The sequence below is a fragment of the Photorhabdus noenieputensis genome (genome assembly GCF_018448935.1).
GTDB classification, from domain to species: Bacteria; Pseudomonadota; Gammaproteobacteria; order Enterobacterales; family Enterobacteriaceae; genus Photorhabdus; species Photorhabdus noenieputensis.
Genome location: NZ_RCWC01000022.1, coordinates 67,459 through 84,443 on the forward strand (window position 1 = coordinate 67,459; position 16,985 = coordinate 84,443).

The window sequence follows — 16,985 nt, forward strand, 5'->3', positions numbered from 1 at the left end:
ATCCATCGTTTAGTATTAATATGATTGTCAGGGATTGACAAAAAATACTCAATATTTGAATTTTTTAAAAAAAACATTTAATTAAATGCTTTTTATGTTAAAAAATGTTGTTTTTCAATTGGTTAAATGTTTTTCTATTTCTTCAAATGTTATATTCGAGTCTATTGCCTGATAGAAGCCATTTTCGACATGCATTGGCGTAACTATATTGGTGTTTTTCAATATTGGTTTATTATTAAAGAAAACAGATAGTTTTTTTCCTACGTTTTGCTTTATAAAGAGATTAAATGGTTTGCTACAATGAGAGTTATTTTTTACTTTGATGAAAATGGAATAGTAATTATCTCCTTTTTCCGGAAAAATTTCCTCTATACATAATGGAGTTAAATGAAAAGTTTCGCCATTTGCTTTATAGTCAATCGAAAAAGCGTGTTTTTTGGAGACACAACCTGAAACATTTATTACTAATATTAATAATATAACAGTTAATACCTTCATCTTTCCTCCTGTTATCTGTCATAGTTAATCTACGATCATTCTGGAAAATAGTATGGCGCAAAGACTCATATCGTTTTTCTGTGTTTATATAATGATTATCAATGAAAGTCTTCATATTGGCAATCCTTGCTTTTATCGCTAGCGTCAAACGGATATTTCCAAATGCCTGTATCGTTAATTTCATTTTCACTGGCTGTTAATAAAATGTTTGTAATATTACATTTTTATCATATTTTATGTAATAAAATTACATAAAATAGAAAATGTAGCGATAATAACGGCTTAAAAGTGGTCTGATAAGTGGTAAATTTTCATTTTTTGCGATAAAATTTTAAACAATTTACAGATTGATTATTTTTAAGATTCTGCGGAAAAGTGGGATTATTTTAAGGGGGACTAATATGTCTTCATATCGTGAGTATCCTTGGTATCAAGTTCTTTTACGCCGTATTGGCGCTGTCACTTTCGGTATCCTGGCGTTTCCGGTTATGTTGTTTCGTCGTGATCGCGTCCGTTTTTACAGTTATTTGTATCGTATATGGATAAAAACCAGCGATAAACCCGTATGGTTAAAACAGTCAGAGCAGGTTTTGGCCGTCAAAAACGGCTAACAACTGACAATTGTAGGCAGGTAGCGGTATATTATTGCCATACAATTAATATACAGGACGAATATGATGCGTAATATTGAGCTGGAAAATGTGATTAACCGAGAACTGAAAATTAACGAGTTTCAGGATTACGCCCCCAACGGTTTACAAGTTGAGGGGCGTGCTCATATTCAGCGAGTTGTTACTGGTGTTACTGCTTGTCAGGCTTTATTGGATGAAGCGGTTCGTCATCAGGCTGATGCCATTCTCGTTCATCATGGCTATTTTTGGAAAAATGAGCCAGCAGTGATTCGTGGGATGAAACGTAATCGCCTGAAAACTTTGCTCTGTAATGATATCAATTTATACGGTTATCATCTGCCCCTTGATGCTCATCCATCACTGGGAAATAACGCTCAATTAGCCCGTTTGATTAATGCGAAAGTTGTTGGATTAATTGATGCATTCGTGCCGCATGGGGAATTTGAACAGCCGATAACGCCGGTGGAGTTAACTTCACGTATTGAACAAGCGCTTGGTCGCAAAGCGTTTCATGTCGGTGACAATGCACCTGCGGAGATTCGCACGCTTGCCTGGTGTACCGGCGGTGGTCAGAGTTTTATTCAACAAGCGGCTGAATTTGGTGTTGATGCTTTCATTACCGGTGAAGTGTCTGAGCAGACGGTTCATATCGCCCGTGAAATGGGGCTGCATTTTTATGCTGCGGGTCATCATGCCACTGAGCGTTATGGTATTAAGGCTTTGGGGGAGTGGTTGGCTGGTAATTATGGCTTGGATGTCACTTTTATCGATATTCCAAATCCGGCTTGATCACGTTTCCCTAAGACAGAAATAAACGAAGCCCACCAACGGCGGGCTTCAAAGCTTTTGACAGGCTTTTCATAACTAACGTTTTTTGTCAATAACGTTATTCTATCCGATTCATAGAACTGTGAATTTTGATCCTGGTGATCTTGCTACACACGCAAATAGAGGCTACGTTTGATAATTTAGAGAGTAAGTCGCTTGTACCTACTCTTGGATAACGAGCATACACAAGGAAGATGATGAGATCAATTTTTACGGTGCTTTAAGCCGTACTGGTATGGCATCAAATTTCACTGAATAATCTTTCCAATTAAATAAAGCCCTAGCTATTAAGCTAGCAAAAACTGCGGTAAACCCTTGTATCTTGAAAATTGATTACAACGTCAACATGATTAGATTTGGCACGGTGTGTGCAGACCGATAAACCCTTTCACATCCCAGCTTTGCCACCGCTGAACTGAATACCTCACGTAACGGGTGTATCATCCGTCCATCAAAGCGCTTTCGACGGGATTTTGTCGTGAATATCAAATGCACAACCCGTTGATATCTTCCTGTCACAGGCTAAAATGAAGGCACTTTCTCAATGAGCGCTGAATATGTTAAGAGCGACCAAAGTCCGCCTCTACCCCACACCCGAACAGGCCGCGTATCTTAACGGCCAGTTCGGTGCGGTCCGTTTTGCGTACAATAAGGCGCTGCACATCAAAAAGCATGCTTATAGACGTCACGGTGTGAGTTTAAATCCGCGCAAAGATCTTAAACCGCTACTGGCGGTCGCGAAGAAATCACGCAAGTACGCCTGGCTCAAGGCATATGACGCCATCGCGTTACAGCAGGCGGTGATCAATCTGAATGCCGCGTTTGATAATTTCTTCAATCCGAAGTTGCAAGCCAAATTTCCCACGTTCAAACGCAAACACGGCCGGCAATCCAGCTATCACTGTATTGGGGTGAAAGTGCTGGATATTTCGCCGCTATCCTGTGTGACGATGGTTGGGATGTACCGGAAAAGCCGGGCGTTATCACCCGCGTGACAGGGTGTGATATGGGTTAATCGGCCAATATGATGAAGAATCACCACCTTGCTCGGGCTATCGGGGATGCTGGCTGGCATGGCTTCATCAAGAAACTGGAATACAAAGCCGCGGCGGCGGGCGTTCATCTGGTCAAACTGGATCAGTGGTTCGCCAGCTCGAAAACCTGCCATTGCTGCGGCCACAAAGTGCCGGAAATGCCGCTGCATAAGCGGATCTGGCTATGCCCTTGCTGTGGTGTCGAACATGACCGCGATATCAATGCGGCGCTCAACATCCAGTGCAAGGGCACAACAGAATTACAGGCGGCGGGACTCGTCGTTTCTGCCCACGGAGGCCCGCGTAAATCCGTTATATCGACGGTAGCGGCCTGAGAAGTGGGAAGCCTCGCCGTTTGCGGCGTGGAGCAGTCACAGCTTTGCCCTTATCGTAATCGAATTTTATTATTATTTTTCAAGCTGGCTTTCGAAATCACGTTTTGTGTAGCCGGTATAGAGTTGACGTGGGCGAGCAATTTTCACGCCATCATCATGCATTTCATTCCAGTGAGCGATCCAGCCGATAGTACGGGCAATGGCGAAAATAACAGTGAACATGGTGGATGGAATCCCCATTGCTTTCAGGATAATGCCTGAGTAGAAATCCACGTTCGGATACAGTTTCTTCTCAATAAAATAGGGGTCGTGTAGAGCAATACGTTCAAGCTCCATAGCAACTTCCAGCAGGCTGTCATTCAGGCCGAGTTCATCTAGCACTTCATGGCAGGTTTCACGCATGACGGTTGCGCGAGGATCATAGTTTTTGTAAACACGATGACCAAATCCCATCAGACGGAAAGCATCGTTCTTATCTTTGGCCCGGTTAATAAATTCCGGAATATGTTCAACTGACTGAATTTCTTCCAACATACGCAGACAAGCTTCGTTTGCGCCGCCATGAGCAGGTCCCCAGAGAGAAGCAATACCTGCGGCAATACAGGCAAATGGATTGGCACCGGAAGAACCGGCGGTACGAACTGTTGAGGTAGACGCGTTTTGTTCGTGGTCCGCATGCAGGATTAAAATGCGATCCATAGCGCGTTCCAATACTGGGTTCACTTTATAATCTTCGCATGGTGTAGCGAACATCATGTGCAGGAAGTTGCCTGCGTAGGAGAGGTCATTGCGTGGGTAAACGAATGGTTGACCAATAGAGTATTTGTAGCACATGGCGGCCACTGTCGGCATTTTTGACAGCAGACGGTATGCGGTAATGTCACGGTGACGTGGATTGTTCACATCCAGAGCATCATGATAGAAAGCAGCCAGAGCGCCGGTAACACCGCACAGCACCGCCATCGGGTGTGAATCACGGCGGAAGCCGTTGAACAGGCGATGGATCTGTTCATGGATCATGGTGTGACGGGTGATAGTTTTTTTGAATTTATCAAACTGTTCTTGTGTTGGTGTTTCACCGTACAGCAGGATATAGCAGACTTCCAGATAAGTAGATTTTGTCGCTAGCTGGTCGATAGGGAAGCCACGGTGCAGCAATACACCTTCGTTACCATCAATATAGGTGATCTTGGATTCGCAAGATGCTGTAGAAGTAAAACCAGGGTCGTAGGTATAGAAACCTTGGGAGCCGAGAGTACGAACGTCGATGACTTTAGACCCAAGGGTCGGTGTTAGCACGTCCAATTCAATAGCAACTGAACCGTCTGGGGTTAGAGTTGCTTTGTTATCTGCCATTACAGTCTCCTTAGCGCTTTCATTTTTATAACTCTTAACAACCACGGCAGAAAGACACCGTATAGAGTCTATCTTATCAGGCTATTTTATCGACTATTCTTTGTCATCAAGAACGGGCTTGGACGGTGCTCTGACAAAAGCCGGTCACTTTTGAATGCACTTTGGTGTGGCCCGCGCCAGTGAGCGATTTGTGAGTGAATCGCCTCTTACAGACTGTGTGCATATTCCGGTTGCTGTGCAATCTGTGTTCTCAATTTCTTGACAAGAATGGTCTATACCTATGATGCCTGGTGGAATAGTTTCTTATACTGTGTCCCCTGACACTGTACTACCGGGGAAAAGCTGAAATCAGGCCAATATCACATTTAAGGCTGAAATCTCACCCCGGACGACAATGGTTTTCAGGTTGTTAGCGAATTTTTGAGAGTTATGTTGTATGCATTGACTACAAAAATAATTATGATTCGTGCGGACTACACAGTTACATAACTTTAGCTTTTCTTGAGGTCTTTCCTCTTATCAAAAATCAATCTCAAAAGTGTTTTCAACCATATATGTAAGATAAATGTTTAAAGTTTGTCAAACAAGATAATTAATTTTGTGCAATATGTTTGAATCGTGATCTTAATCACTGTTCAGTGGAAATGTAGCTAATCATATTGTGTTGGAATTGTAATAATAATGTGAAGCACATATACTGCCGCCAGGTCTCCGGATTACCCTGCTGTAGGAGCACCCAGCGTAACTAAATCACAACATCTTTTAACATCGAAGATCTATCGTTTGGTTAAATGTTGTGTCTTTGTATCCCCTTATCGCTGTCTGATTTCCGCCCAGGTCCGGAGGAAGGAAAATAATAAAAGAGCTGTGTGGGCAAAATTGTGAAAAAACAAAGACCTGTCAACCTTGATTTGCAGACGATACACTTTCCAGTCTCTGCAATAGCCTCGATCTTGCACCGTGTCTCTGGCGTCATTACTTTCGTAGCAGTAGGAATTCTCCTCTGGTTGTTAGGAATGTCTCTCTCCTCGCAAGAAGGGTTTCAGCAAGCCGCCGATATTATGACGGGATTTTTCGCCAAGTTTATTGTGTGGGGCATTCTGACCGCACTGGCTTACCATATCTGTGGTGGTATCCGCCATATGCTGATGGATTTCGGCTACTTGGAGGAAAACTTAGCGGTCGGTAGTCTCTCTGCCAAAGTGGCAATCGGGATTGCTGTTATTCTGTCGATTCTGGCTGGAGTACTGGTATGGTAAGTAACGCATCTGCATTGGGTCGCACGGGTATCCATGATTGGCTATTATTGCGCGCGTCCGCAATGATTATTGTTTTATATGTTCTTTATATGCTGGGCTTTGTCGTTACAACGTCGGATATCACTTATGAAGTCTGGCGGGGTTTCTTCGCCTCATCCATCACTAAAGTCTTCACTGTGCTGGCACTGTTTTCCATTCTGGCTCACGCCTGGATTGGTATGTGGCAAGTACTAACTGACTATGTAAAGCCGCTGGCACTGCGTTTAATGCTGCAATTAGCGATTATCGTTGCACTGATGGCTTACTTGATTTACGGAACAATTGTGGTGTGGGGTGTATAGATGAAACTGCCAGTAAGAGAGTTTGATGCAGTCGTTATTGGTGCGGGTGGCGCTGGCATGCGCGCTGCGTTGCAAATTTCACAAATGGGATTATCTTGTGCTTTGATTTCCAAAGTATTCCCAACCCGTTCTCATACTGTATCCGCGCAGGGGGGGATCACCGTTGCGTTGGGTAACTCCCATGATGATAACTGGGAATGGCACATGTATGACACGGTGAAAGGTTCCGACTATATCGGTGACCAGGATGCGATTGAGTACATGTGTAAGACTGGGCCAGAGGCAATTCTGGAACTGGAACACATGGGGTTGCCATTCTCGCGTTTGGATGACGGTCGTATTTATCAACGTCCATTCGGTGGCCAGTCAAAAAACTTTGGTGGTGAACAGGCAGCGCGTACAGCCGCGGCGGCAGATCGTACCGGTCATGCCCTGTTGCATACGCTGTATCAGCAGAACTTAAAAAATCACACCACTATTTTTTCTGAATGGTATTCGTTGGATCTGGTTAAAAATCAGGATGGCAGCATTGTTGGTTGTACTGCGATCTCTATTGAAACCGGTGAAGTGGTTTATTTCAAAGCGAAGGCAACTATTCTGGCAACGGGTGGTGCCGGTCGTATTTATCAATCAACCACTAATGCTCACATTAATACCGGTGATGGTGTAGGTATGGCGCTGCGTGCGGGTGTACCTGTACAGGATATGGAAATGTGGCAATTCCACCCAACTGGTATCGCGGGGGCGGGTGTTCTGGTAACAGAAGGCTGCCGTGGTGAAGGTGGTTATTTGTTGAATAAAGATGGTGAGCGCTTTATGGAGCGTTATGCACCAAATGCTAAAGATCTGGCTGGTCGTGATGTAGTGGCACGTTCCATCATGATCGAAATCCGCGAAGGCCGTGGTTGTGATGGTCCTTGGGGGCCTCATGCTAAGCTGAAACTGGATCATTTGGGCAAAGAGGTGCTGGAGTCCCGTCTGCCGGGCATTCTTGAGTTATCCCGTACTTTCGCCCACGTTGATCCGGTAAAAGAACCTATTCCGGTTATTCCAACTTGTCACTATATGATGGGAGGAATCCCGACTAAAGTGACCGGTCAGGCACTGACTATTAACGAGAAAGGCGAAGATGTGGTTATTCCGGGCCTGTTTGCTGTCGGTGAAATTGCCTGTGTATCGGTTCATGGCGCAAACCGTCTGGGGGGTAACTCTCTGTTGGACTTAGTGGTGTTTGGCCGCTCTGCCGGTTTGCACCTGAAAGAATCGCTGATGGAGCAGGGTACTAGCCGCGAAGCCAGCGAATCTGACATCGAAGTATCCCTGCAACGCCTGAACCGTTGGAATAGCGCGAGCACTGGTGAAGACCCGGTTAAAATTCGTAAAGATTTGCAAGCGTGCATGCAGAATAACTTCTCGGTATTCCGTGAGGGTGATGCAATGGCGAAAGGGCTGGAAGAACTTAAAGTTATCCGTGAACGCCTGAAAAATGCCCGTTTGGACGATACTTCCTCAGAGTTCAATACTCAGAGAATTGAGTGTCTGGAGCTTGATAACCTGATGGAGACGGCATTTTCTACGGCTGTTGCTGCTAACTTCCGTACTGAAAGCCGTGGTGCTCACAGCCGTTTCGATTATCCGGATCGTGATGATGCGAACTGGTTATGCCATACCCTCTATCTACCGCAAACTGAAACTATGACTCGTCGTAATGTCAACATGCAGCCAAAACTGCGTGAAGCATTTCCGCCGAAAGCGCGTACTTACTAATGAGTTGCTGATAATCCAGTTGCGGAGGAATAGATTATGAAACTTGAATTTTCGATTTATCGTTACAACCCGGATGTTGACGGCGCTCCTCGTATGCAGGATTACACGCTGGAAGCAGAAGAAGGGCGTGACATGATGTTGCTGGATGCGTTGATCCAGCTTAAAGAGCAGGACCCAACACTCTCTTTCCGTCGTTCTTGCCGTGAAGGTGTTTGTGGTTCTGATGGCCTCAACATGAATGGTAAAAATGGCTTGGCCTGTATTACGCCTGTTTCGGTTTTACGGCGTGGTAGCAAGAAAATTGTTATCCGTCCGTTGCCCGGCTTGCCGGTTATCCGTGACCTGGTTGTAGATATGGGGCAATTCTATGCGCAATATGAGAAGATTCGCCCATATTTGCTGAATGACGGTAAAAACCCACCGGCCCGTGAACATTTACAATCACCTGCACAAAGGGAAAAACTCGATGGTCTGTACGAGTGTATCCTGTGTGCATGTTGTTCAACTTCCTGTCCGTCATTCTGGTGGAACCCTGATAAATTTATCGGGCCTGCGGGTTTACTGGCAGCATATCGCTTCCTGATTGACAGCCGTGATACTGAAACGGCTTCACGATTAGACAAGCTGAATGATGCTTTCAGTGTTTTCCGTTGCCATAGCATCATGAATTGTGTCAGTGTGTGCCCTAAAGGGTTAAATCCAACAAAAGCTATTGGCCATATTAAGTCTATGTTACTGAAACATAGTGCATAATAGGTCCGCCCTCCGCGAGATTTTCCTTGTGGAGGGCACAAAGAATTGAAGAGTATGAGTTGCCAACTGCTAATGATGACAAAAGCTTGAGGCGAGGAACCTTTAAAAACGATGAGACGGTTTTTAAAGGTTCCTTGAAGGGTTCCGAAACCCAAAAGAGAACATGCATAAAGCACGTCCAAATGAACCTTTTATCGATACCGTATTTAAACGGTAATAGTTAACCACGGCGAAAACTAAAGCTTTTAAAGCTTAAGGGATCACAATGCAGAACGGCGCAATGAAGGACTGGCTGGATTCAAGCTTCCTGGCTGGTTCAAACCAGTCTTACATAGAGCAGATCTATGAAGACTATATAACCGATCCAAACTCCGTTGATGCAAGTTGGAGAGAGATTTTCCAACAATTGCCGAATGCGGGACTCAACGGCGAACAACTCCACTCGCAGACGCGTGATTACTTCCGCCGTCTTGCGAAAGATACTACGCGTTATCACTCCTCTGTCAGCGATCCAGCAATGGATGCAAAACAAGTTAAAGTTTTGCAGCTCATCAACGCATTCCGCTTCCGCGGTCATCAAAATGCGAATCTAGACCCGTTGGGATTATGGAAACAGGATAGTGTTCCTGATTTAGATCCTGCTTTCCATAATCTGACGGAAGCTGATTTTGAAGAGACGTTTAACGTAGGTTCTTTTGCAATCGGCAAAGAGACGATGAAATTGGCTGATTTGTATGAAGCGCTGAAACGCACCTATTGCGGTTCTATTGGCGCTGAATACATGCACATCACCAATACGGAAGAAAAACGTTGGATTCAGCAGCGTCTGGAGTCTGTGACTGTCAGCTCTCAGTTTAGTGTCGAGGAAAAGCGGCGTTTTCTGGCGGAACTGACGGCGGCGGAAGGTTTGGAGCGTTATCTGGGAGCTAAGTTTCCGGGAGCGAAACGTTTCTCTCTTGAAGGTGGTGATGCGCTAATCCCCATGTTGAAGGATCTTATCCGCCATGCGGGTAAACATGACACACGAGAAGTTGTGCTAGGAATGGCTCACCGTGGTCGCCTCAACGTCTTGGTTAATATCTTAGGTAAAAAACCGGCTGATCTGTTTGATGAGTTTGCTGGTAAGCATAAAGAGCACCTTGGTACCGGTGACGTGAAATATCATCAGGGTTTCTCGTCTGATTTTGCCACCGAAGGGGCTAAGGTTCATTTGGCATTAGCATTTAACCCATCTCACCTTGAGATTGTCAGCCCTGTCGTTATTGGTTCAGTACGCGCCCGCCGTGACCGTCTGGATGAAGGCCGCAGCAATATGGTATTGCCAATCACTATCCACGGTGATGCGGCTGTTACCGGACAGGGAGTGGTGCAGGAAACGCTGAACATGTCTCAGGCTCGTGGTTATGAGGTAGGCGGTACAATTCGTATTGTCATCAATAACCAGATCGGTTTCACAACGTCTAACCCGAAAGATGCCCGTTCAACACAATACTGTACCGATATTATCAAAATGGTACAGGCACCGATTTTCCACGTTAATGCAGATGATCCAGAAGCGGTGGCGTTTGTCACCCGTTTAGCACTGGATTTCCGTAATACCTTCAAATGTGATGTGATGATCGATCTGGTCTGTTATCGCCGTCATGGTCATAACGAAGCTGATGAGCCCAGTGCAACTCAGCCAATGATGTATCAGAAAATCAAGAAACACCCAACGCCACGTAAAATCTATGGTGACAAGCTGGCGGCTGAGAACTTGATATCAGTCGATGATGTGACCGAGATGGTTAACCTGTATCGTGATGCCCTCGACCGTGGTGATTGTGTCGTTGATGAGTGGCGCTCAATGGGGCTGCACTCATTTACTTGGGAGCCTTATCTTAATCACGAATGGGATGAAGAGTATCCACATAAAGTAGATGTGAAGCGTTTGCAAGATCTGGGTAGACGTATCAGCTCTGTCCCGGAAGAAGTGACAATGCACTCCCGTGTAGTGAAAATTTATAACGACCGTGCAGAGATGGCAAACGGCGATAAATTGTTCGATTGGGGCGGCGCAGAAACATTGGCCTACGCGACTTTAGTGGATGAAGGTGTTCCGGTTCGTTTGTCTGGTGAAGATGCTGGTCGTGGTACCTTCTTCCATCGTCATGCTGTTATCCATAATCAGGCTGACGGTTCTGTTTATGTTCCTCTGGCGAACGTTCATAACGGTCAGGGAGCATTCGATGTTTGGGATTCTGTCCTGTCCGAAGAAGCGGTGTTGGCATTTGAGTATGGCTATGCAACAACAGAACCTCGTGCTCTGACAATCTGGGAAGCTCAGTTTGGTGATTTTGCCAACGGTGCACAGGTTGTTATTGACCAATTCATCAGCTCTGGTGAGCAGAAATGGGGCCGTATGTGCGGTCTGGTGATGTTGTTGCCGCATGGTTATGAAGGGCAGGGGCCTGAACACTCTTCAGCCCGTTTGGAGCGTTATCTGCAACTATGCGCAGAACAGAACATGCAGGTTTGTGTACCATCAACGCCAGCCCAGGTCTACCATATGCTTCGCCGTCAGGCTTTGCGCGGTATGCGCCGTCCGTTGATCGTTATGTCGCCAAAATCACTGTTGCGCCACCCATTAGCTGTTTCTAGCCTGGATGAACTGGCTAACGGTAAATTCCAGACAGTGATTGGTGAAACTGACGCTCTTGATCCGAAAGGCGTTAAACGAGTTGTACTTTGTTCAGGTAAAGTCTATTACGACCTGTTGGAGCAACGTCGTAAAAATGAACAAACTGATGTCGCTATCGTGCGTATTGAGCAGCTATATCCATTCCCGCATCAGGATGTTCAGTCAACACTGGAACAGTATGCTCATGTACATGATTTTGTCTGGTGCCAGGAAGAGCCATTAAATCAGGGGGCCTGGTATTGCAGTCAGCACAACTTCCGTGAAGTGATCCCGTTCGGGGCTTCTTTACGTTATGCAGGTCGTCCTGCGTCTGCTTCCCCGGCAGTTGGATATACGTCAGTTCACCAGCAACAACAACAAGAGCTGGTTAATGACGCACTGAACGTTGAATAAATAAAGGATATAAAATGAGTAGCGTAGATATTCTGGTTCCGGATCTGCCTGAATCTGTTGCTGATGCCACTGTGGCAGTTTGGCACAAAAAAGAGGGTGACCGTGTTGAACGTGATGAAGTGCTGGTTGAAATCGAAACAGATAAAGTTGTGCTGGAAGTGCCTGCTAGTGAAGCGGGTGTTTTAGAAGCCATTTTGGAAGAGAAAGACGCCACAGTTCTGTCCCGTCAGCTTCTTGGTCGTATCCGTCTGGGTGATAACACCGGCAAGCCGGCGGAAATAAAAGAAAAGACAGAAGCGACTTTGGCGAAACGCCAGACAGCGGGTTTAGAAGAAGAGAGCAATGATGCGCTCAGTCCGGCGGTCCGCCGTTTGATTGCCGAGCATGATCTTGATGCTAAAGCGATTAAAGGCAGTGGTGTTGGTGGACGTATTGTCCGTGAAGACGTGGAAAAATACATGGCTGATAACGAAAAAGTGGCTAGCAAATCCGCAGAAGCCCCTGTTTCTGCCCAGGATTCTCTGTTGCCACACCGCAGTGAAAAACGTGTTCCAATGACCCGCTTGCGTAAGCGTGTGGCTGAACGTCTGCTGGAAGCGAAAAACAACACCGCGATGTTGACGACATTTAACGAAGTTAACATGAAGCCCATTCAAGACATGCGTAAACAGTACGGCGAGGCGTTTGAAAAGCGCCACGGTGTGCGTCTGGGCTTTATGTCTTTCTATGTGAAAGCCGTGGTTGAAGCACTGAAACGCTATCCAGAAGTGAATGCTTCTATTGATGGCACTGATGTGGTTTACCACAACTATTTCGATATCAGTATTGCGGTATCGACACCGCGTGGTCTGGTAACGCCTGTACTACGTGATGCTGATGCATTGAGCATGGCTGATCTCGAAAAACGCATTAAAGAGCTGGCTATCAAAGGCCGCGACGGCAAATTGACCGTTGAAGAGCTGACGGGTGGTAACTTTACCATTACTAATGGCGGTGTATTTGGCTCCTTAATGTCTACGCCAATCATTAACCCACCACAAAGTGCGATTCTTGGTATGCATGCCATCAAAGATCGCCCAATGGCAGTTAATGGTCAGGTGGAGATCCTTCCAATGATGTACCTGGCGCTGTCTTATGACCACCGTCTGATTGACGGGCGTGAGTCTGTAGGCTTCCTGGTGACCATCAAAGAAATGCTGGAAGATCCTGCACGTTTGCTGCTGGACGTATAGCAACATAATCAGGGCGGATACGCGCTAATATCTGCCCAGTCTGAAGTAAACAAATGTATATGTACAGCTAGTCTTTGGGCTAGCTGTACCAGAGCAACAAAAAAAATCAGAGAGCAACTTACCAATTTTTTGCTCTTCTCAGACTTAATTATGGATAGAACATCATGAATTTACACGAGTATCAGGCAAAACAGCTTTTTGCACGGTATGGTTTACCCGCTCCGGCTGGTTATGCCTGCACGACACCGCGTGAGGCAGAAGAAGCTGCATCTAAAATCGGCGCTGGCCCTTGGGTGGTGAAGTGCCAGGTTCATGCTGGCGGTCGCGGTAAAGCGGGCGGTGTGAAAGTGGTTAACAGTAAAGAAGAAATTCGCACTTTCGCAGAACAGTGGCTAGGCAGACGTTTGGTCACTTACCAAACAGATGCGCAAGGGCAGCCTGTTCGTCAGATTTTAGTGGAAGGGGCAACTGACATTGCGAAAGAGCTGTATCTCGGTGCTGTGGTTGATCGTGGTACGCGTCGTGTAGTGTTCATGGCTTCTACTGAAGGTGGTGTTGAAATTGAAAAAGTTGCGGAAGAGACTCCGGAACTGATTCATAAAGCGATTATCGACCCGCTGATTGGTCCTATGCCTTATCAGGGGCGTGAACTGGCATTTAAATTGGGTTTAACCGGTAAACAAGTCAGCCAGTTCACTAAAATTTTCTTAGGGGTGGCAAACCTGTTCCTGGAGCGTGATCTGGCTCTGGTTGAAATTAACCCATTGGTTATTACGACTCAAGGTGATTTGATTTGTCTGGATGGCAAACTGGGCGCTGATGGTAACGCACTGTTCCGTCAGGCTGAATTGCGTGAAATGCATGACCCATCTCAGGAAGATCCTCGTGAAGCTCAGGCGGCACAGTGGGAGCTGAACTATGTCGCGCTGGATGGCAATATTGGTTGCATGGTAAACGGTGCTGGCTTGGCAATGGGAACGATGGATATCGTTAAATTGCATGGCGGTGCGCCAGCTAACTTCCTTGATGTCGGTGGTGGTGCAACCAAAGAGCGCGTTACAGAAGCGTTTAAAATTATCTTGTCAGATGAAAATGTGAAAGCGGTATTGGTTAACATCTTTGGTGGTATTGTTCGTTGTGACCTGATTGCTGACGGTATTATTGGTGCGGTGGAAGAAGTAGGAGTTCACGTACCGGTTGTTGTTCGTTTGGAAGGAAACAATGCTGATCTGGGTGCGAAAAAACTGGCTGACAGTGGTTTAAATATCATTGCCGCAACCAGCTTGACAGATGCAGCTAAGCAAGCAGTAGCAGCAGTGGGGGCAAAATAAATAATGTCTATTTTAATTGATAAAAACACCAAAGTTATTTGTCAGGGGTTCACTGGCAGCCAAGGTACTTTCCATTCAGAACAAGCGATTGCTTACGGTACCCAGATGGTTGGTGGGGTAACGCCGGGTAAGGGTGGTACTGAGCATCTAGGATTACCGGTTTTCAATACCGTTCGTGAAGCGGTAGAAGCAACAGGGGCAACGGCTTCTGTTATCTATGTTCCCGCGCCATTCTGTAAAGATTCTATTCTGGAAGCGATCGACGCTGGAATTAAACTGATCATCACCATTACTGAAGGTATTCCGACGCTGGATATGCTGGCGGTTAAAGTGAAACTGGATGAAGCGGGTGTGCGTATGATCGGCCCTAACTGTCCGGGTGTTATCACGCCGGATGAATGTAAGATCGGTATTATGCCGGGCCACATTCATCAAGCAGGTAAAGTTGGCATCGTTTCCCGCTCAGGAACGCTGACTTATGAAGCGGTAAAACAGACAACGGATGCAGGTTTAGGCCAATCTACCTGCGTTGGTATCGGTGGTGATCCAATTCCAGGTTCTAACTTCATTGATATCCTGAAATTGTTCCAGGAAGATCCACAAACAGAAGCCATCGTAATGATTGGTGAAATTGGCGGAACAGCGGAAGAAGAAGCAGCGGCTTATATTAAAGAGTACGTCACTAAACCGGTTGTTGCCTACATCGCGGGTGTGACTGCACCAAAAGGCAAGCGTATGGGGCATGCTGGTGCCATCATCGCAGGTGGTAAAGGAACGGCGGACGAAAAATTTGCTGCTTTGGAAGAGGCGGGTGTGAAGACGGTCCGCAGTCTGGCAGACATCGGTGATGCTGTGAAAGATTTACTTGCTGGTAAGTAAGCGTTGATCAGAAATATTTATCTATGAGGCCGCTGTGAAGTGGCCTCATATCGTTAAAAAAGCCCGTTAAAAATAGGTTCTTTAGCATCGAAAATTTCAAATTCCACCTTTGTCAATACGACGTTACGCTTGCTGGCTGTGCGAAAAGCAGCAAAGAAGGATAGGAAACAACAGTTTACTCACCTTTTTTATCACATCAGTGAAGAACTGTTATGTCAGATTTTTCAGCAACTTAAACGTCAATCTGTACCGGGCTGCGAGGGTATCACATGGGAAAACTATGCAGAAAATCTGCAAAATAATTTCCATGCGCTCCACGGCAGACTTCATCGTGGGCAATATAGGCCCCAGCCGGCAAGGCAGGTGAGGATCCTGAAAGAAGACGGGACAGAAAGGCCATTGAGTATACTGCGTTTGGAGGACAAAATCGTGCAGCAAGCGGTTGTCACGGTCTTAAATCAAATCTACGAGACCGATTTTCTCGGCTTCTCGTATGGGTTCAGACCAGGCAGAAGGCTACACGATGCACTGGACGCGCTGAATGTGGCAATTATGGAGAGGAGAGGAAAGTCAATTGGATGCTTGAGCTGGACAGTTCGTTCTCTGTGGACTTCGATGTTTTCTTCGGTTTCTTTATAACGAAAAGAGGATTGCCACTCATTTCTCTGATTCGCTTCCCTGTATGCAGACACGTAAGCAAACCAAAATACCCTCTGTCTGGAAAAAAGACGATCTGCTCAGGTTACTGGCAGCGATTTATCGCGGTAACCCTTCCGGAAAGCGGGATTATGACATCATTCTGTTAGGGGCTGTTGACGTTTTGAGAGGAATTATTGAACAACATGATTTGGTATAATCGTTTTCGCCAAAAAATAACCAGACCTCACCATCATGCTGTAAACTATGTTAACAGATACACAATGGAATAAGCTATCTGCATTGTAAACGTCCGGTCATCTCACCTTGTTCTTCCTCTCCGGCCCATGCACGCTACTGCTTCCTTATCTTCACCTGGAGACTGACACCATGAGCCGTAGTCGATATACCCCGGAACAAAAACAGCAACATGTGACCCAATGGTGCCACAGTGACCTGACCCGAAAACAGTATTGCGAACAGCATCAGCTGAGTTTTTCCGCTTTTCGCGACTGGATTGCCGACAGTCACAAAATGCGCCAGCCTCTCAGCCAGACACTGCCCGCCTTCTTGCCGGTTTCACTCCAGCCTGACGACGCGCGCACCGTTACCCTGCATACCCCAGACGGCTATGCCATCGCCTGTCCATTGACGCTGTTGCCTGACGTGATGCGGGTACTGGCCCGATGCTGAAACCGCAACAGCTCTTTCTGGTGCGAGAGCCCGTCGACATGCGCCGGGGCATTGATGCCCTCACCCGGCACCTGGAGGGACTGAATTTGCGCTGGCAGGACGAGGCCGCTTTTGTTTTCTGCAACAAGGCCCGCTCCCGTCTCAAGGTGTTGCGCTGGGACCGACACGGCGTCTGGCTGTGTACCCGCCGTCTGCACCGGGCCCATTTTGTCTGGCCGAAGCAGGGCGAGCGCAGCTGGGTGATGACGCCCGCCCAGTTTGACTGGCTCATCCGCGGCATTCACTGGCAACAAGTCGAGGGAGATGACCTGTCCGGCTGGCGAAGCTAATTCCGCTAC

The 16,985-nt window shown here is 46.5% G+C and carries 17 protein-coding genes and 2 pseudogenes; 16 read left to right on the forward strand and 3 right to left on the reverse strand.

Features of this window, described 5'->3' with window-relative positions; genetic code table 11:
- Nucleotides 1-114 precede the first annotated feature (114 nt).
- Nucleotides 115-498 (reverse strand): hypothetical protein, encoded by a 384-nt coding sequence (locus tag EAE91_RS14800; RefSeq protein ID WP_214089165.1) that lies wholly within the window; start codon nt 496-498, stop codon nt 115-117.
- A 401-nt stretch (nt 499-899) separates the two neighbouring features.
- Between EAE91_RS14800 and EAE91_RS14805 the strand changes: the two genes are divergently transcribed.
- Both EAE91_RS14805 and EAE91_RS14810 read left to right on the forward strand, forming a co-directional pair.
- Nucleotides 900-1,109 (forward strand): YbfA family protein, encoded by a 210-nt coding sequence (locus EAE91_RS14805; protein ID WP_214089166.1) that lies wholly within the window; start codon nt 900-902, stop codon nt 1,107-1,109.
- A 66-nt stretch (nt 1,110-1,175) separates the two neighbouring features.
- On the forward strand, nt 1,176-1,919 hold the full coding sequence (locus tag EAE91_RS14810) for a type 2 GTP cyclohydrolase I (RefSeq protein WP_214089179.1): 744 nt from the start codon (nt 1,176-1,178) through the stop codon (nt 1,917-1,919).
- Between the two features lie 426 nt (nt 1,920-2,345).
- Here EAE91_RS14810 and EAE91_RS25030 read toward each other — a convergent pair.
- A pseudogene (locus EAE91_RS25030) lies at nt 2,346-2,456 on the reverse strand (IS200/IS605 family transposase); the annotation flags it as partial.
- Between the two features lie 59 nt (nt 2,457-2,515).
- Between EAE91_RS25030 and EAE91_RS24290 the strand changes: the two are divergent.
- Both EAE91_RS24290 and EAE91_RS24295 read left to right on the forward strand, forming a co-directional pair.
- A pseudogene (locus EAE91_RS24290) lies at nt 2,516-2,854 on the forward strand (helix-turn-helix domain-containing protein); the annotation flags it as partial.
- Between the two features lie 128 nt (nt 2,855-2,982).
- A complete protein-coding gene (locus EAE91_RS24295) occupies nt 2,983-3,327 on the forward strand; it encodes an RNA-guided endonuclease InsQ/TnpB family protein (protein WP_244868857.1) in 345 nt (114 codons plus the stop codon).
- A gap of 72 nt (nt 3,328-3,399) precedes the next feature.
- Here the strand turns inward: EAE91_RS24295 and EAE91_RS14820 are convergent, their stop codons facing one another.
- Nucleotides 3,400-4,683, reverse strand: coding sequence for a citrate synthase (locus EAE91_RS14820; protein WP_214089167.1), 1,284 nt, complete (start codon nt 4,681-4,683; stop codon nt 3,400-3,402).
- 869 nt (nt 4,684-5,552) lie between these two features.
- On the opposite strand from EAE91_RS14820, the gene sdhC reads away from it, so the two are divergent.
- From sdhC to tnpB, 12 genes are all read left to right on the forward strand, one after another.
- The gene (sdhC, locus tag EAE91_RS14825; RefSeq protein ID WP_036812832.1) at nt 5,553-5,942 is read left to right on the forward strand and encodes a succinate dehydrogenase cytochrome b556 subunit; all 390 of its coding nucleotides are present in this window, start codon (nt 5,553-5,555) and stop codon (nt 5,940-5,942) included.
- Nucleotides 5,936-6,283 (forward strand): succinate dehydrogenase membrane anchor subunit, encoded by a 348-nt coding sequence (sdhD, locus tag EAE91_RS14830; RefSeq protein ID WP_036780845.1) that lies wholly within the window; start codon nt 5,936-5,938, stop codon nt 6,281-6,283. The genes sdhC and sdhD overlap by 7 nt, the downstream gene beginning before the upstream one ends.
- On the forward strand, nt 6,284-8,050 hold the full coding sequence (sdhA, locus tag EAE91_RS14835; RefSeq protein ID WP_214089168.1) for a succinate dehydrogenase flavoprotein subunit: 1,767 nt from the start codon (nt 6,284-6,286) through the stop codon (nt 8,048-8,050).
- 36 nt (nt 8,051-8,086) lie between these two features.
- Entirely contained in the window at nt 8,087-8,803 is a 717-nt protein-coding gene (locus EAE91_RS14840) for a succinate dehydrogenase iron-sulfur subunit (protein ID WP_214089169.1), read from the forward strand.
- Between the two features lie 265 nt (nt 8,804-9,068).
- Nucleotides 9,069-11,876, forward strand: coding sequence for a 2-oxoglutarate dehydrogenase E1 component (gene sucA / locus EAE91_RS14845; protein ID WP_214089170.1), 2,808 nt, complete (start codon nt 9,069-9,071; stop codon nt 11,874-11,876).
- Nucleotides 11,877-11,890: 14 nt separating this feature from the next.
- Complete coding sequence (gene odhB, locus EAE91_RS14850) at nt 11,891-13,108, forward strand: 2-oxoglutarate dehydrogenase complex dihydrolipoyllysine-residue succinyltransferase (protein WP_214089171.1); 1,218 nt, start codon at nt 11,891-11,893, stop codon at nt 13,106-13,108.
- A gap of 164 nt (nt 13,109-13,272) precedes the next feature.
- Nucleotides 13,273-14,439 carry an ADP-forming succinate--CoA ligase subunit beta gene (gene sucC, locus EAE91_RS14855; protein ID WP_214089172.1) on the forward strand — a complete coding sequence of 389 codons (1,167 nt, stop codon included), beginning with the start codon at nt 13,273-13,275 and terminating at the stop codon, nt 14,437-14,439.
- Nucleotides 14,440-14,442: 3 nt separating this feature from the next.
- Complete coding sequence (gene sucD / locus EAE91_RS14860; RefSeq protein WP_214089173.1) at nt 14,443-15,318, forward strand: succinate--CoA ligase subunit alpha; 876 nt, start codon at nt 14,443-14,445, stop codon at nt 15,316-15,318.
- Nucleotides 15,319-15,447: 129 nt separating this feature from the next.
- On the forward strand, nt 15,448-15,957 hold the full coding sequence (locus tag EAE91_RS14865) for a reverse transcriptase family protein (protein WP_214089174.1): 510 nt from the start codon (nt 15,448-15,450) through the stop codon (nt 15,955-15,957).
- 43 nt (nt 15,958-16,000) lie between these two features.
- Nucleotides 16,001-16,174, forward strand: coding sequence for a site-specific integrase (locus EAE91_RS14870; protein WP_214089175.1), 174 nt, complete (start codon nt 16,001-16,003; stop codon nt 16,172-16,174).
- Nucleotides 16,175-16,344: 170 nt separating this feature from the next.
- Entirely contained in the window at nt 16,345-16,647 is a 303-nt protein-coding gene (tnpA, locus tag EAE91_RS14875; RefSeq protein ID WP_244868859.1) for an IS66 family insertion sequence element accessory protein TnpA, read from the forward strand.
- A complete protein-coding gene (gene tnpB, locus EAE91_RS14880) occupies nt 16,641-16,976 on the forward strand; it encodes an IS66 family insertion sequence element accessory protein TnpB (RefSeq protein WP_214089177.1) in 336 nt (111 codons plus the stop codon). The genes tnpA and tnpB overlap by 7 nt, the downstream gene beginning before the upstream one ends.
- Nucleotides 16,977-16,985: the final 9 nt, after the last annotated feature.

Coding starts and splice junctions, on each gene's coding strand:
- EAE91_RS14800 (WP_214089165.1), bottom strand. CDS start 498: ATGAAGGTATTAACTGTTATATTATTAATATTAGTAATAAATGTTTCA.
- EAE91_RS14805 (WP_214089166.1), top strand. CDS start 900: ATGTCTTCATATCGTGAGTATCCTTGGTATCAAGTTCTTTTACGCCGT.
- EAE91_RS14810 (WP_214089179.1), top strand. CDS start 1,176: ATGCGTAATATTGAGCTGGAAAATGTGATTAACCGAGAACTGAAAATT.
- EAE91_RS24295 (WP_244868857.1), top strand. CDS start 2,983: ATGATGAAGAATCACCACCTTGCTCGGGCTATCGGGGATGCTGGCTGG.
- EAE91_RS14820 (WP_214089167.1), bottom strand. CDS start 4,683: ATGGCAGATAACAAAGCAACTCTAACCCCAGACGGTTCAGTTGCTATT.
- sdhD (WP_036780845.1), top strand. CDS start 5,936: ATGGTAAGTAACGCATCTGCATTGGGTCGCACGGGTATCCATGATTGG.
- sdhA (WP_214089168.1), top strand. CDS start 6,284: ATGAAACTGCCAGTAAGAGAGTTTGATGCAGTCGTTATTGGTGCGGGT.
- EAE91_RS14840 (WP_214089169.1), top strand. CDS start 8,087: ATGAAACTTGAATTTTCGATTTATCGTTACAACCCGGATGTTGACGGC.
- sucA (WP_214089170.1), top strand. CDS start 9,069: ATGCAGAACGGCGCAATGAAGGACTGGCTGGATTCAAGCTTCCTGGCT.
- odhB (WP_214089171.1), top strand. CDS start 11,891: ATGAGTAGCGTAGATATTCTGGTTCCGGATCTGCCTGAATCTGTTGCT.
- sucC (WP_214089172.1), top strand. CDS start 13,273: ATGAATTTACACGAGTATCAGGCAAAACAGCTTTTTGCACGGTATGGT.
- sucD (WP_214089173.1), top strand. CDS start 14,443: ATGTCTATTTTAATTGATAAAAACACCAAAGTTATTTGTCAGGGGTTC.
- EAE91_RS14870 (WP_214089175.1), top strand. CDS start 16,001: ATGCAGACACGTAAGCAAACCAAAATACCCTCTGTCTGGAAAAAAGAC.
- tnpA (WP_244868859.1), top strand. CDS start 16,345: ATGAGCCGTAGTCGATATACCCCGGAACAAAAACAGCAACATGTGACC.
- tnpB (WP_214089177.1), top strand. CDS start 16,641: ATGCTGAAACCGCAACAGCTCTTTCTGGTGCGAGAGCCCGTCGACATG.